15 protein-coding genes are annotated in these 12,865 nt (G+C 45.8%); 6 read left to right on the forward strand and 9 right to left on the reverse strand.

Annotation, left to right across the window (positions count from 1 at the left end):
- The first annotated feature begins 267 nt into the window (after positions 1-267).
- Positions 268-558 carry a ComEA family DNA-binding protein gene (locus NXS09_RS04270; protein ID WP_259291325.1) on the forward strand — a complete coding sequence of 97 codons (291 nt, stop codon included), beginning with the start codon at positions 268-270 and terminating at the stop codon, positions 556-558.
- Positions 559-776: 218 nt separating this feature from the next.
- Here the strand turns inward: NXS09_RS04270 and NXS09_RS04275 are convergent, their stop codons facing one another.
- The 5 genes from NXS09_RS04275 to ribBA all read right to left on the reverse strand — a co-directional run bounded on the left by NXS09_RS04275 (position 777) and on the right by ribBA (position 5,461).
- The gene (locus NXS09_RS04275) at positions 777-1,268 is read right to left on the reverse strand and encodes a peptidylprolyl isomerase (protein ID WP_259291326.1); all 492 of its coding nucleotides are present in this window, start codon (positions 1,266-1,268) and stop codon (positions 777-779) included.
- A 176-nt stretch (positions 1,269-1,444) separates the two neighbouring features.
- Positions 1,445-2,281 (reverse strand): symmetrical bis(5'-nucleosyl)-tetraphosphatase, encoded by an 837-nt coding sequence (locus NXS09_RS04280; protein ID WP_259291327.1) that lies wholly within the window; start codon positions 2,279-2,281, stop codon positions 1,445-1,447.
- A 119-nt stretch (positions 2,282-2,400) separates the two neighbouring features.
- Positions 2,401-2,790 (reverse strand): RidA family protein, encoded by a 390-nt coding sequence (locus NXS09_RS04285; protein WP_259291328.1) that lies wholly within the window; start codon positions 2,788-2,790, stop codon positions 2,401-2,403.
- 165 nt (positions 2,791-2,955) lie between these two features.
- A complete protein-coding gene (gene ribF, locus NXS09_RS04290; RefSeq protein ID WP_259291329.1) occupies positions 2,956-3,885 on the reverse strand; it encodes a bifunctional riboflavin kinase/FAD synthetase in 930 nt (309 codons plus the stop codon).
- A 223-nt stretch (positions 3,886-4,108) separates the two neighbouring features.
- Positions 4,109-5,461: a bifunctional 3,4-dihydroxy-2-butanone-4-phosphate synthase/GTP cyclohydrolase II gene (ribBA, locus tag NXS09_RS04295; protein ID WP_259291637.1), complete on the reverse strand. Its 1,353-nt coding sequence runs from the start codon at positions 5,459-5,461 to the stop codon at positions 4,109-4,111.
- Between the two features lie 290 nt (positions 5,462-5,751).
- Here ribBA and NXS09_RS04300 point away from each other — a divergent pair, with 290 nt between their 5' ends.
- The 4 genes from NXS09_RS04300 (at position 5,752) to NXS09_RS04315 (ending at position 8,675) form a co-directional block, all read left to right on the forward strand.
- On the forward strand, positions 5,752-6,357 hold the full coding sequence (locus NXS09_RS04300; RefSeq protein WP_259291330.1) for a DUF4230 domain-containing protein: 606 nt from the start codon (positions 5,752-5,754) through the stop codon (positions 6,355-6,357).
- Between the two features lie 24 nt (positions 6,358-6,381).
- Entirely contained in the window at positions 6,382-6,876 is a 495-nt protein-coding gene (tpx, locus tag NXS09_RS04305) for a thiol peroxidase (RefSeq protein ID WP_259291331.1), read from the forward strand.
- Between the two features lie 186 nt (positions 6,877-7,062).
- Positions 7,063-8,115: an ABC transporter permease subunit gene (locus NXS09_RS04310; protein ID WP_259291332.1), complete on the forward strand. Its 1,053-nt coding sequence runs from the start codon at positions 7,063-7,065 to the stop codon at positions 8,113-8,115.
- A gap of 272 nt (positions 8,116-8,387) precedes the next feature.
- Positions 8,388-8,675, forward strand: a complete 288-nt coding sequence (locus tag NXS09_RS04315; protein ID WP_259291333.1) for a hypothetical protein — start codon at positions 8,388-8,390, stop codon at positions 8,673-8,675.
- Between the two features lie 102 nt (positions 8,676-8,777).
- Here the strand turns inward: NXS09_RS04315 and NXS09_RS04320 are convergent, their stop codons facing one another.
- The gene (locus NXS09_RS04320) at positions 8,778-9,341 is read right to left on the reverse strand and encodes a YceI family protein (protein ID WP_259291334.1); all 564 of its coding nucleotides are present in this window, start codon (positions 9,339-9,341) and stop codon (positions 8,778-8,780) included.
- Between the two features lie 109 nt (positions 9,342-9,450).
- Positions 9,451-10,386 carry a LysR family transcriptional regulator gene (locus NXS09_RS04325; protein ID WP_259291335.1) on the reverse strand — a complete coding sequence of 312 codons (936 nt, stop codon included), beginning with the start codon at positions 10,384-10,386 and terminating at the stop codon, positions 9,451-9,453.
- A 378-nt stretch (positions 10,387-10,764) separates the two neighbouring features.
- Here NXS09_RS04325 and NXS09_RS04330 point away from each other — a divergent pair, with 378 nt between their 5' ends.
- Positions 10,765-12,024: a glutamate-5-semialdehyde dehydrogenase gene (locus NXS09_RS04330; protein ID WP_259291336.1), complete on the forward strand. Its 1,260-nt coding sequence runs from the start codon at positions 10,765-10,767 to the stop codon at positions 12,022-12,024.
- A gap of 210 nt (positions 12,025-12,234) precedes the next feature.
- Here the strand turns inward: NXS09_RS04330 and NXS09_RS04335 are convergent, their stop codons facing one another.
- Entirely contained in the window at positions 12,235-12,456 is a 222-nt protein-coding gene (locus NXS09_RS04335) for a hypothetical protein (RefSeq protein WP_259291337.1), read from the reverse strand.
- A 131-nt stretch (positions 12,457-12,587) separates the two neighbouring features.
- Positions 12,588-12,842: a hypothetical protein gene (locus tag NXS09_RS04340; protein WP_259291338.1), complete on the reverse strand. Its 255-nt coding sequence runs from the start codon at positions 12,840-12,842 to the stop codon at positions 12,588-12,590.
- Positions 12,843-12,865: the final 23 nt, after the last annotated feature.

Below are 12,865 nucleotides of genomic sequence, written 5' to 3' on the forward strand. Positions count from 1 at the left end.
CCATCCCGAACAGGACCGTGAAACGACTCAGCGCCGATGATAGTGTGGATACCCATGTGAAAGTAGGACACTGCCAGACACTTATACCGAACCCCTGATAGGAAACTATCAGGGGTTTTACTTTATTATAAATACTTATTGTGACGTCATAACAACAGATATGGTAAAGGTAGTGACAATAATTGTTTATGCCGATGTACTGCTTTATGATGGGGTTGTTATTTGAGAAGAAGATAGCATTTAATACATTATGGAAAAGGAGCAGAGATGAAGCGTTATTTGTTGGGGATGTTAGCGGCGGCGTCAATGGCGATGGCGGGAGCGGCGGTGAATATCAATACGGCGGGTGCTGAGGAGTTGGCGGAGCTGCCGGGGATTGGTCCGTCGAAGGCGGCGGCGATAGTGGCGTACCGTGATGAGAACGGTGCGTTTAAGACGGTATCGGAGCTGAAGAATGTAAAGGGGATAGGTGAGGGTATTTTAGCGAAGGTGCGGGAGGAGGCGGTGACTTCTGACAAACCTAGCAAACGTAAGGCCAAACCCGCTTTGAAGAAATAAACCGTTATCGCGGTAGTGGTAGAAAAACAATACAACAAAGCCCCGTCAAGATGATGGGGCTTTGCTTTGGCTTGAGGCGGGTGTAACTACATAACTACATAAAGGACCCGTAAATAGAGAAAAGACCGAGTGAAAATATAAACAGCCGGGTTTGTATATGAGCCCGGCTTGTTTAATTCAGTGTTTAAAGCTTCTAATATGTTAACAGTTTATTCAACTTATACAATTTCTGCTTTGGTAATAACGACCGGATCAACCGGTACGTCGGCATGATAACCGTGATTTTTGGTTTTAACGTTTTCAATGGCATCTACAACGTCTTGGCCTTCTACCACTTTACCGAATACCGCATATCCCCAACCATGCAGACTTGGTTCGGTATGGTTTAAGAAAGTATTATCTTTTGTATTAATGAAAAATTGCGAAGAGGCTGAGTGGGGAGCCTGTGTGCGTGCCATGGCAATAGTATATTTATCGTTTTTTAAGCCGTTTTGTGCTTCATTTTGAATCGGCTCACGATTTTCTTTTTCGTTCATATTTTCATCCATACCGCCGCCTTGGATCATGAAGCCTTTAATGACACGGTGGAAAATCAAGCCATCGTAAAAGCCGTCTTTAACATACTGTTCAAAGTTGGCAGAGGTGATGGGGGCTTTTTCGTGATCCAGCTCAATACCGATAGTGCCGAAATTTGTATGTAGTTTAATCATGAGAGAAGTCCTTCGGTTGGTTGTTGGAAAAATGATGGCTATTCTATTTTAGAGGAAATCAAGAAAATAATTTCAGTTCTTTTATGTGCTGTTATTAGCTATTGTATTATAAATAGGGAGCGATTGCTTAAATTCAAGGCCGTCTGAATGAGGTTTTCAGACGGCCTTGAATTTATTTATAAAGCTGTTTTCCAGTGTAGGCCGCTTTGTGATGCTACTTGCGTGATTTCATTTGTTTTAAGATTAATAGCGGTGAGTTTCCCGCCCCACAATGCACCGGTGTCGAGCGAAATAACTTTATATTGGTTTAAATAACCCAATGCCGACCAATGGCCGAAAACAATGGTATGGCTTAAATGTTGGCGGTTGGGTGCTTCAAACCATGCGCAAAGGTCTTTGGGCATTTTATCTAAGCCGGCTTTGAAATCATAATCCAGTTTGTTTTTGTCGATAGTGATGGCGCGCATACGGGTGAAAACATTGGTAATCATGCGCAGCCTGCCATAGCCGCTTAAATCGGGTTTCCATGTGCGCGGTTTGTTGCCGTACATATGAGAAAAATAATTTTTAACTTTTTTGTCATTACCCTGTAATACGGTTTCGACTTCCCGCGCCAGACTTTCGGCTTGAGAGATATCCCATTGCGGTAATAAACCGGCATGAACTAAAACATGATTTTGGCCGCGTATTAATAAGGGTTGGGATTGTAGCCAGCCCAACATTTTTTTGCTTTTGGGATGTTCGAGAATCGGCTGAATAGTGTCGCCGCGTTTGATTTCGCCATAACCATAGGATACGGCTAAAAGGTGTAGATCATGGTTGCCGAGAACGGTACGGACACTGCTTTCATGCTGCATCACGAATTGTAGCGTTTCTAGCGACTGGGGGCCGCGGTTGACAATATCACCTGTAAGCCAGAGGGTATCTTTGCCGTGGTTAAAGTCGAGTTTGTTTAATAGTGCGGTCAATTCTTGGAAACAGCCTTGTACATCGCCGATCGCATAGTGTGCCATTGTGTGTGAATCCGTAGGTATGGTCTGATGATTGATAAGATTAGAGGCCGTCTGAAAATAATGACATTCGTTTTATCTGCATAATGGCAAATTAAGTTTCAGACGGCCATTACTTCCATTTAATCGTTTACAATCAATACAGCTTCTGCTTCTACTTGTACGCCTTTAGGTAATGCAGCAATCCCGACGGCAGCACGGGCAGGGTAGGGTTGGCTGAAATATTCGGCCATCACTTCGTTAAAAATGGCGAAATTGCCTAAGTCGGTCAGATAAGCATTTACTTTCACAATATCGTCAAGCGAACCGCCGGCAGCTTGGGCAACTGCTTTTAGGTTTTTAAAAACCTGATGGGCTTCCGCACGAAAATCGCCGTCGCCGACTACGGTCATGGTGGCGGGATCTAGTGGAATTTGACCGCTCATATAAACGGTATTGCCTGCACGGACGGCTTGACTGTATGCGCCGATAGCGGCAGGGGCATTGTCGGTGTGAATAATGGTTTTACTCATTGAAATCTCCTTAGTATAAAAGTAAACATATGGATTGAAAGTCGGTTATTGCCGGAACAATGGGTTCACATGAAAAAGTCTTTCAGACGGCGGGATAATAATGATATTGTCTGCTTTAAATGTTTTCTATTCTATATAACGCTATATAAAGTTTCGTAATATTTATTAGGATTCTACCCAATTCTTAGCGGCATCCATATCTGCCCAAATTTGCTTTTTCAAATCGTCTATATTGTCAAATTTGGCTTCATCGCGCAATTTGTGTAGAAAGCGTACCTGTAGGCGTTGGCCATATAGATTACCATTGAAATCAAAGAGGTGAACTTCTAGTTTTTGACGGCGGTTTTGGGATACGGTAGGGTTAAAACCGAAACTGGCTACGCCGCGCCGTGTACCGAATTCGCCTTCGGCTTCAACCACAAAAACACCGCTGAGCGGATAATGGTGTTGCGGCAATTGTATATTGGCCGTGGGGCAGCCAATGGTTCGTCCGAGTTTGGCACCATGTTTTACCCGTCCGCTGAGGGTATAGTCATGGCCGAGTAGTTTGCGTGCATAGGATAAAAGGCCGTCTGAAAGGGCTTGTCGGATAGCGGTACTGCTGGCGCGGATATTTTCAACCAAAACAGACGGGGTGCTTTCGACAACCATGCCGGGTTGGTTTTGCAATAGTTGGAAATTGCCTTCCCTGCCTGAGCCGAAACGGAAATCATCGCCAATCAGCATGTATTTGGTATGCAGTGTTTCGCCAAGCAGTCGGTCGATAAAATCTTGTGCACTAATATTGGCAAAAGCCTGGTTAAAACGTAATACCCATACGGCATCGACACAACCTGTGTCGCGTAAGATGCGTAATTTAGTACGAAGCGGGCTTAGGCGGTAAGGTCGTTCGCGGTTGGATTTACGGGCAAAAAATTCTTGTGGTTGCGGTTCGAAAATAATCACCACAACCGGTAAGTTGCGGCTGTCGGCTTCTTGTTTGAGCCGTTGTAGGATATGACGGTGGCCGAGATGTACGCCGTCGAAATTGCCGATGGTGACGGCGCTTCCTTGTGGAAAGTCGGGGTGGCTGCCTAAACCGAACCAGATTTTCATAAAATCGTTGCCTGTGTGTAAAAGAAAAACGAATTATTGTAAGCCTAATCGGTTTTCATGGGAAATCCGATTGCATATTTAATTAAAGCGGTGTGTCGGTATCGGATTGTCTATCCGGTTGGAATAGAAAACAGCCCGAACCTATAAAATAGAACAGGCTGTCTGCCGATAAGGTACGGTGGACAGCCTTTATTCTGTTTTTCCGTATGGTTAAAGTTTATGTTTAGGCCTCTTCAAACCCGGTTACTTCCAAACCGAAACCTGTTAGGCCGTTCATGGAAGAAGGTTGGCCCATAACGCGCATTTTTTGTACGTTGAGTCCGGCGAGAATTTGCGCGCCGATACCATAGGTTTTCCTATCCCATTTTTTAACTTGGAAACTATTTTTCGGAAGCGTACGGTTAAGCAGTGTGCTGCCGTCTTCCGTTCTATGAAGCAGAATCATCACGCCGCTTTCAGAACGATTGATACGCGCAAGTGCATCGGGTACGGACCATGAGTGGCTGGGATCAACTTGTAGGAAATCCATAGCGCTGAACGGTTCGTGTACGCGCACAAGGGCTTCTTTATCCGGGCTGATGGTACCTTTTACCAAAGCCAGATGCGTTTCGCCGGAAAGTTTATCCACATAAACGTGTTGTTGGAACGTGCCCCAAGGTGTTTCGATGGTGGTATCGCCCATTTCTTCCAATAGGCTTTCGGTGCGGCTGCGGTATTCGATTAGGTCGGCAATCGTGCCGATTTTGATTTGGTGCTCTTCGGCGAATTTCATCAATTCGGGCATGCGTGCCATGGTGCCGTCGTCGTTAAGGATTTCACAAATCACGCCGGCGGGAATCAATCCGCTCATTTGCGCCAAGTCGACGGCCGCTTCGGTGTGTCCGGCGCGCACGAGTACGCCGCCTTTTTGAGAACGCAACGGGAAAATATGGCCGGGTTGGACAATATCTTCAGGCTTAACACCGGGCGATACGGCGGTTTGAATGGTTAGGGCGCGGTCGGCTGCGGAAATACCGGTTGAAATGCCGTGGGCGGCCTCGATGGATACGGTAAAGTTAGTGCCGTATTGAGCGCCGTTTTTCTGGGTCATTTGCGGCAGGTTGAGACGGTCGACCAATTCGTCATTCATCGGCAGGCACACCAAACCGCGGGCGTGTTTGATCATAAAGTTAATGGCCTGCGGGGTAACGAATTGGGCGGCCATAATCAAATCACCTTCGTTTTCGCGGTCTTCCGCATCGGTGATAATAACCATTTTGCCGGCTTTGATATCGGCAAGGATTTCGGGGATAGTAGAAATTTTATTCATATTCCGGTCTGGTTCCGTAGAGGTATTGGATGGGAAAGTAGGGTCGGCAGGTTTGTCGCCGTGGTTGGTGTCGAGCCACATAGCGGGCATGCCGGCCGAATGTTCGATTTTGCGGGCTTTTTTCTCGCCGAAGGATTTGTTTTTCAGCAGGGCGGATAATTCACCGGCATTGATGGCCGCTGCTGCGGCAAATTGTGCCTGTTGCCCGCCGTAATGCTTGGTAATCCATTGGCGCAGATTGTGCCGCCGTCGTGCTACAGTATCCATATTGCTGATTGGGTAAAGTTGTTGGAACGGCATTATAGGTTTGTGTTTACCAAAAAGCAAATAGGTTTTTGTTGATATATTATTTACTATTTGGTAAATATAAAAACAGGTTGTTTAAGGGCTTGATTGAGGCCGTCTGAAAAGTGTTCGGACGGTCTTTTTTAGTATTCGGTTAATGGCTGAAAAGCCGGAATATGGCCGGCCGGATTGGTATTTTTCGGCTATTGGTATTGAAATTTTCATAAAAAACATTATATTGCTGCTACTTCAAATCTAAAGTGTATCGTTATATGAAAGTTTTATTCCGTTTGCTGACTATTGTGTTATTGGCCGCATTGGCCGTTGCCGCTTGGTATATTTGGCAAAATAAACAACAACCTGCTACCCAAGTGCTGACACGGGAAGGGGTGCTTACCCAGATTCAAAATCTTAATCGGCTGGAAAGTACGGCTTTTCATATCGATACCATTATCAAAACCGAAAAAAAGGGCAACTGGTATGCTTTATGGCAGGATTCGCAAACCGGTTTGTTTATTGCCCAAGGGCGGGTGTTGGCCGGTTTGGATTTGAATAAATTAACGGCTGAGAATATTAATGTGGTTGGCAATAAGGTGATTATCAGTTTGCCGCCGGTGGAAATACTCAGTGTGAATCTCGACAATATCGAAGTGTATGACATTAAAACCGGTTCGCTCGGATTGCATCCGATTGATAAGGGTGTGTTTCAAACCGTACAGGAACAGGCCAAAAAACAAGTATTGGCAAGCGCCTGCAAAGCCGATATTCTCTCTCATGCACAAATTCAGGCGCAACAGCAGCTTGAAACCCTATTTGCGCTGACACAAACCAATGTGTCCGTTTATCCCGCCGCTTTGCCGCCGTGCAAGGCTGCCTGATGTTAACTTTGAAAAGGAAATGGTATGTCTCAAGTCACTTTACAGGGTAATCCCGTTGAAGTAAGCGGTACTTTTTTGCAGAAAGGCCAAACGGCACCGGAATTTCAATTAACCGCCGGTGATTTATCGGATAAAGGTTTGGCTGATTTTGCGGGCAAACGTAAAGTTCTGAATATTTTCCCGAGTGTGGATACCGGTGTTTGCGCACAATCGGTACGGAAATTTAATGAAAAAGCGGCCAATTTGAATAATGCCGTGGTATTGTGCATTTCAGAGGATCTGCCTTTTGCACAAGCCCGTTTTTGCGGCGCGGAAGGTATTGAAAATGTGGTGATGTTATCCGCTTTCCGCAGCACGTTCCCTCAAGATTACGGTGTTTTGTTGGCCGGTGGCCCGTTGAAAGGTTTAACCGCTCGTTCGGTTGTAGTATTGGATGAAAACAACCAAGTGTTGCATAGCGAATTGGTGAGCGAAATCGCTCAAGAGCCTAATTATGATGCTGCATTAGCCGTATTATAAGGTTTATGGTTTTTTATTCATGCCGTCTGAAAGGATTCAGACGGCATGAATGATTTGTATATTGAAGTATTATGATGTTCGGGGCTATAAGTTTGGAGGCCGTCTGAAAAAACCGTGATTTTCAGACGGCCTTAATCTTGATAAGATGCCTGTTTTAAGCAATAGGCGTATGAAAAGAGAGCGATGATGGGACGGTATATTCTGCAACGTTTGTTATTGTTGATTCCTACCTTATTGGGGATTTTGGCGGTAACATTTGCGGTTATCCAGTTTGTGCCCGGCGGCCCTGTCGAGCAGATGGTTCAACAGCTGACACAAGGCGGGGGCGGGGGTGAAGTGGCCGCTAATGCCGGCGGCGGTATGTTGAAACGTGGCGGCGGCTTGGGGGCGGATGAAATGGCTGCGCTCAATGCCCTTTATGGTTTTGATAAACCGCCGTTAACCCGTTTTGTCGAAATGGTCGGCCGGTTTGCCCGTTTTGATTTGGGTGAAAGCTTTTTCCATCATCAAACCGTATTTGAGTTGGTGAAAGAAAAAATGCCGGTGTCGATGAGTTTGGGCTTATGGACGTTTTTATTGACGTATATTATCTGTATTCCGTTGGGGATTATGAAAGCGGTGCGCGACGGTTCCCGATTTGATGCGGTATCGGGTATGGTGATTTTGGTCGGCTATACCATTCCGCCTTTTGTTTTGGGCTTGGTGCTGTTGGTGTTGTTTGGCGGCGGCAGTTTCTTTGCTTGGTTTCCGCAGGGCGGATTGGTGAGTGATGATTGGGAAAGTTTGAGTTTCGGTGGGAAAATTACCGATTATTTGTGGCATATCGCGTTGCCGGTAACCGCTTCGGTGGCGGGTAATTTGGCGGTGATGACGGTGTTGACTAAAAATGTGTTTTTGGAAGAAATCCGCCGCCAATATGTTTATACCGCCCGTGCCAAAGGCTTGCCGGAGCGCCAGATTTTAATGAAGCATGTGTTTCGCAATGCCATGATTCCGCTGATTACCGGTTTTCCGGCAGCCTTTATCGGGGCGTTTTTTACCGGTAGTTTGCTGATTGAAACGCTGTTTTCTTTAGACGGCTTGGGTTTGTTGTCTTATGAAGCGGTGGTGAAACGGGACTATCCGTTGGTGATGGGCACTTTGTATGTGTTTACGCTGATGGGTTTATTGGCAAAATTATTGTCGGATATTTCTTATTCTTGGGTGGATCCGCGTATTCATTTCGGTGGGCAGCGGTAAATAGTGAAACTATCGTTATTCGGTTAAAGCGGATGGTTTTGGGCTTTAAAGGCCGTCTGAAAAGATAAATAAGCATGGGGCGGGATTGTATATCCGCCCTTATTTTTTGATCCTGATAATACGGTTGAATTGATTTTGAGCTTGTTGAAACGTATGCCGGAATTACCACAAATAGGCGTAAAAAGGGGGCGGGGGCTTGCAGTTTGCCCTGTTTGCCCATATCCTGTTTTCAACGGCGTATTGTTTACGTCATCCTTAAAGGAAATTTTTACATGAAAAACAATAAATTATTAGCCTTAGCTGCGGTTGCGACGCTTGCGGTAGGTATAAATGCCTATTCAGCGGCTAAAGAAATTCAAGTAGCTTCGAACAACACACCCTACACGGCAGAAAATGTACAAAAAATTGCTTCTACTGCGGTAAGCATGGGCGTAAAAGAGCCGGTGAGCTTAAACTTAAGCGGCGGTAACTTAAACGTTTCCGGTGGCAGCAGCACTAAATGTGTTTTTAAAGTGGGCAGCGGTGATGCGCCGAAAATTCAAGGTGTAAGCTGTAAATAAAAGATTTCGATAAAAATAAAGCCCTTGAACGTTGATGTTCAAGGGCTTTGTTTTTGAGTTAAAACATTTTAGCTTATCAAGCAGCTGTAATAAAGGAAGATATTATTTTCTTCCGGCTTCAATTTGAACGGTTAATACAACCGTGTTGGTGATACCTGCATCGGGCGGATAATCCAAGCCCCAACGGCTGCGGTCTATGGTGGCGGTGAAATCGCCGCCGCATGTCGTGGTTTTTAAAATGGGGTTGTCGTAACAATTAAATTTTTGTGCAGTCAGTCTGACGGGGTGGGTTTGGCCTTTCATGGTCAGGTTTCCGTCTACCGATGCCAGTTTGTCGCCATTAAAATTAAATCTATTGGAAACAAAACGGATTTGGGGGTATTGCGCAACATTAAAGAAATTGGCATCTTGTAAGTGGCGGGTCAGCTGGGGGCTGCTGGTTTGGATGGTATTGGCCGGAATCGTGATGTTAATCGAACCAGTATGCCTAGCCGGATCAAATTCCAATTGGCCCGTTAATCCGTAAAAACCGCCGACGTTGGTGCTGGTATTATAATGATCAATACTGAAACGGGCATTAGTGTGATCAGAATCGATTTGATAAGTTGCCGCCAAAGCTGTGGAAGATAAGGCAGAAACGATAAGTGCGGTTAAAATTTTTTTCATTTCTTACTCCTCTTTCATTGTTGTTATAACGTTAATATTTTAACTAAATCTGATAATAAACCCAATACCAATAACGATTATCTTTTGTATGATTTTGTTATGGTATGTGTTATGACTTATTTTCATTCTCATGACAATGTTGGCTATACGGCTGCTTCAATTTTACGCTGATAAAATCAATAAAGCTGCGTACTTTGGCGCTTAAATATTGGCGGTCGGCATAGGCGGCATAAAGCGGATGGGACGGCATTTGATAGCCCGGCAGCAGTCTAATCAGTTTGCCGGTATCCAAATCGTTGTAAACCAAGCAATCGGGCACATAGCCGATGCCGAGCCCGGCCAGAATCATTTGGTGAACCATCGTGCTGTTATTGCTGCTGAAAACCGGCTTGAGGTGTATATCTTCGCCTTTGCTTTTCTGAGTGTCTTGGTTGGGATAGAGCGTTTTAATGCGCATATCGGCATAGCTGGGCAATACTGCGGGGCAGTTTTCCGCTTCGCTGATGGTTCGGGGCAGGCCGTGGCGGGCGATAAAATCGGCTGAGGCGCACAATAGCATATGTATCGTACCGAGCCGGCGTACAATCAATGAAGATGCGGGAAAATCTGATGCCCGCAAAGCCAAGTCGAATCCCTCGCCAACCAGATCGCTGTGGCGGTTGTCCAGCTCTACTTCCAAGGTAATATCGGGATAGAGTTCCGCGTATTCGGTGAGCCATTGCGAGAACATCGGCGAAGCAAACCATACCGGCGCGGTGATGCGCAATAAGCCTTGTGCATGGGCAACACCGGAAGCGGCTTTTTGCGCCGCCTGTTCCAAAGTATCCAAGGCATAAGCACATTGGCGGAAATATTCGTTGCCTGCTTCGGTGAGGCTTAGGCTGCGGGTGTTGCGCAATAATAATTTGGCACCGATGCTTTCTTCCAAATGGCGAACATGTTTGCTGACCATTGCGGCAGATAAATCCATTCGGTCGGCGGCTTTGGTGAAACTACCGTTTTCCACCACTTGGCGGAAAACTTTCATACTTAAAAAAGTATCCAAAAGAAATTCCTCTTAAATTTTATTGTGAATTTGTGTACGGCCAACTGTTTCAGACGGCCTGAAAGTAGTTTTTATCTTACCTGAGTTTGGCTGTATTATGTTGGTTTTAAGCCGAATTGGCGATATAGATAGATAAAATACATCACCGGATGAATGAGGATAGAATGTATTGTATAGGCCGTCTGAAAAAGTTTCAGACGGCCTATTATATAGAAAATTATCAAGTTAGAAACCACTTTTAACTTATGTGACTATCACACTGGCGCATGCGGCATCGCCATTCAATTTCAAATACGCTAAAAGATGCCTGCTTGCAATCTTATTCAGACGGCCTTATTATCAAAAGCCTCTTTTCTTTACGATTTGCCGGATTCCCTTATGCAGAATATTCAAGAATATGTACGCCAAACCGCCACCGCTGCCAAACAAGCATTTTACACGCTGGCCGGCGCATCTACCGCTCAAAAAAACGCCACATTATTATTGTTGGCAGAATTAATCGAGCAACATCAAAACGAGATTTTAGCGGCAAACGCACTGGATTTGGAAAACGCGGAAGCCAAAGGCTTGGATGCCGCCTTGCTCGACCGCTTGAAACTCACCGAAAAAACCATTGCCGGCATGAGCGAAGGCTTGCGGCAGATTGTCGCCCTGCCTGATCCGGTGGGGGAAATGGATGAATTCCGTTTGCGCCCTAACGGTTTGCAAATCGGCAAAATGCGCGTGCCGCTCGGCGTAATCGGTATTATTTACGAATCGCGCCCGAATGTAACCGTTGATGCGGCCGCTTTGTGTTTGAAATCCGGCAATGCCTGCATTTTGCGCGGCGGTAGCGAAGCCTTTAACAGCAATATGGCGATTGCCAAACTAATTACTCAGGCATTGGTGGCAAACGATTTACCTGCGGGCGCAGTGAGCCTGATAGAAAATACCAGCCGCGAAAGCGTCGGCGCCATGTTGCAATCGCCCGATTTGATTGATGTGATTATCCCGCGCGGTGGAAAATCATTGGTTGCCCGCATCAGCAGCGAAGCACGGGTACCCGTGATTAAGCACCTCGACGGCATTTGTCATGTTTATATCGATAAAGCCGCCGACACCCAAAAAGCCGTTGATATCGCATTCAATGCCAAAACTTCGCGCTACGGCACTTGCAATACGATGGAAACCTTATTGGTGCATCAGGATAGGGCGGCCGAAATATTACCCTTATTAGCTGAAAAATACCGTGAAAAAGGGGTTGAGCTGCGCGGTTGCGATAGAACACTTACCATATTAAACAATATTAAAGCCGCTTCCCCCGAAGATTGGGACACCGAATACTTAGCCCCTGTTTTAGCGGTTAAAGTGGTCGACAGTTTAAACGACGCAATGGCGCATATCAATCTGCACGGCAGCCATCATACCGACAGCATCGTAACCGAATCTTATACCGATGCCCAAATATTCCTACGCATGGTCGATAGCGCCAGCGTAATGGTGAACGCCAGTACCCGTTTTGCCGACGGCTTTGAATACGGATTAGGCGCGGAAATCGGTATTTCAACCGATAAAATCCATGTGCGCGGCCCGGTGGGGCTGAATGGTTTGACTTCTCAGAAATGGGTTGTATTGGGGAACGGGCAGGTTAGAAGTTAGGATTTTATTGATTGGTGATATTTTATTGATCAATGCCGTCTGAAAAAGGTTTCAGACGGCCTTATCATTGAATATGTAGGGGCGGATTGCATATCCGCCCGCTGTTTATGAATAGACAAACGTTAGGGGTTGATATGGTTTTTAACCCAAGCGGGTTGTTGTTTGCTTTATGTTAGGCAATACCGATACGGGCGGATATATAATCCGCCCCTACAAAGGGCGGTGAATGGTTGCCGTATTTGTATTGCCAAAATATTCAAGGCCGTCTGAAGATTGTTTTTCAGACGGCCTTGATGATTGATAAAGGGGGAGTGTGATTGGATTATTCCAGATTGGTACTTGCGGTATAAAATCTTTGTGGGGTGCATGGCGCAAGCCACGCACGCGGCTTGTTTGTGATTCAGATAACGCGTGCGTGCCGATGGCACACATCCTACGCTTGCAAATGATTTGAATATATATGTAGGGGCGGATTGCATATCCGCCCGCTGTTTATGAATAGGCAAGGGTTGGGAGTGTGTTGATATGGTTTTTAACCCAAGTGGGTTGTTGTTTGCTTTATGCTAGGAAATGCCTATGCGGGCGGATATATAATCCGCCCCTACACATGGTAGCGAATAGTTGCCGTATTTGTATTGCCAATATTTAAGGCCGTCTGAAGATTGTTTTTCAGACGGCCTTGATGATTGATAAAGGGTGAGTGTGATTGGATTATTTTGGATTAATGTTTTCGGTATAAAACCTTTGTAGGGTGTGTGGTGCAAGCTACGCACGCGGATTATTGGGATTCGGGCAACGCGTGCGTGCCGATGGCACACACCCTACGCTTGCTGTTTCAATA

It is taken from the genome of Neisseria montereyensis (assembly GCF_024834045.1).
Lineage (GTDB): Bacteria > Pseudomonadota > Gammaproteobacteria > Burkholderiales > Neisseriaceae > Neisseria > Neisseria montereyensis.

Bases quoted from the DNA above. Each gene is read 5' to 3' on its own strand.
- NXS09_RS04270 (WP_259291325.1), top strand. From the start codon at position 268: ATGAAGCGTTATTTGTTGGGGATGTTAGCGGCGGCGTCAATGGCGATG.
- NXS09_RS04275 (WP_259291326.1), bottom strand. From the start codon at position 1,268: ATGATTAAACTACATACAAATTTCGGCACTATCGGTATTGAGCTGGAT.
- NXS09_RS04280 (WP_259291327.1), bottom strand. From the start codon at position 2,281: ATGGCACACTATGCGATCGGCGATGTACAAGGCTGTTTCCAAGAATTG.
- NXS09_RS04285 (WP_259291328.1), bottom strand. From the start codon at position 2,790: ATGAGTAAAACCATTATTCACACCGACAATGCCCCTGCCGCTATCGGC.
- ribF (WP_259291329.1), bottom strand. From the start codon at position 3,885: ATGAAAATCTGGTTCGGTTTAGGCAGCCACCCCGACTTTCCACAAGGA.
- ribBA (WP_259291637.1), bottom strand. From the start codon at position 5,461: ATGGATACTGTAGCACGACGGCGGCACAATCTGCGCCAATGGATTACC.
- NXS09_RS04300 (WP_259291330.1), top strand. From the start codon at position 5,752: ATGAAAGTTTTATTCCGTTTGCTGACTATTGTGTTATTGGCCGCATTG.
- tpx (WP_259291331.1), top strand. From the start codon at position 6,382: ATGTCTCAAGTCACTTTACAGGGTAATCCCGTTGAAGTAAGCGGTACT.
- NXS09_RS04310 (WP_259291332.1), top strand. From the start codon at position 7,063: ATGGGACGGTATATTCTGCAACGTTTGTTATTGTTGATTCCTACCTTA.
- NXS09_RS04315 (WP_259291333.1), top strand. From the start codon at position 8,388: ATGAAAAACAATAAATTATTAGCCTTAGCTGCGGTTGCGACGCTTGCG.
- NXS09_RS04320 (WP_259291334.1), bottom strand. From the start codon at position 9,341: ATGAAAAAAATTTTAACCGCACTTATCGTTTCTGCCTTATCTTCCACA.
- NXS09_RS04330 (WP_259291336.1), top strand. From the start codon at position 10,765: ATGCAGAATATTCAAGAATATGTACGCCAAACCGCCACCGCTGCCAAA.
- NXS09_RS04335 (WP_259291337.1), bottom strand. From the start codon at position 12,456: ATGTGTGCCATCGGCACGCACGCGTTATCTGAATCACAAACAAGCCGC.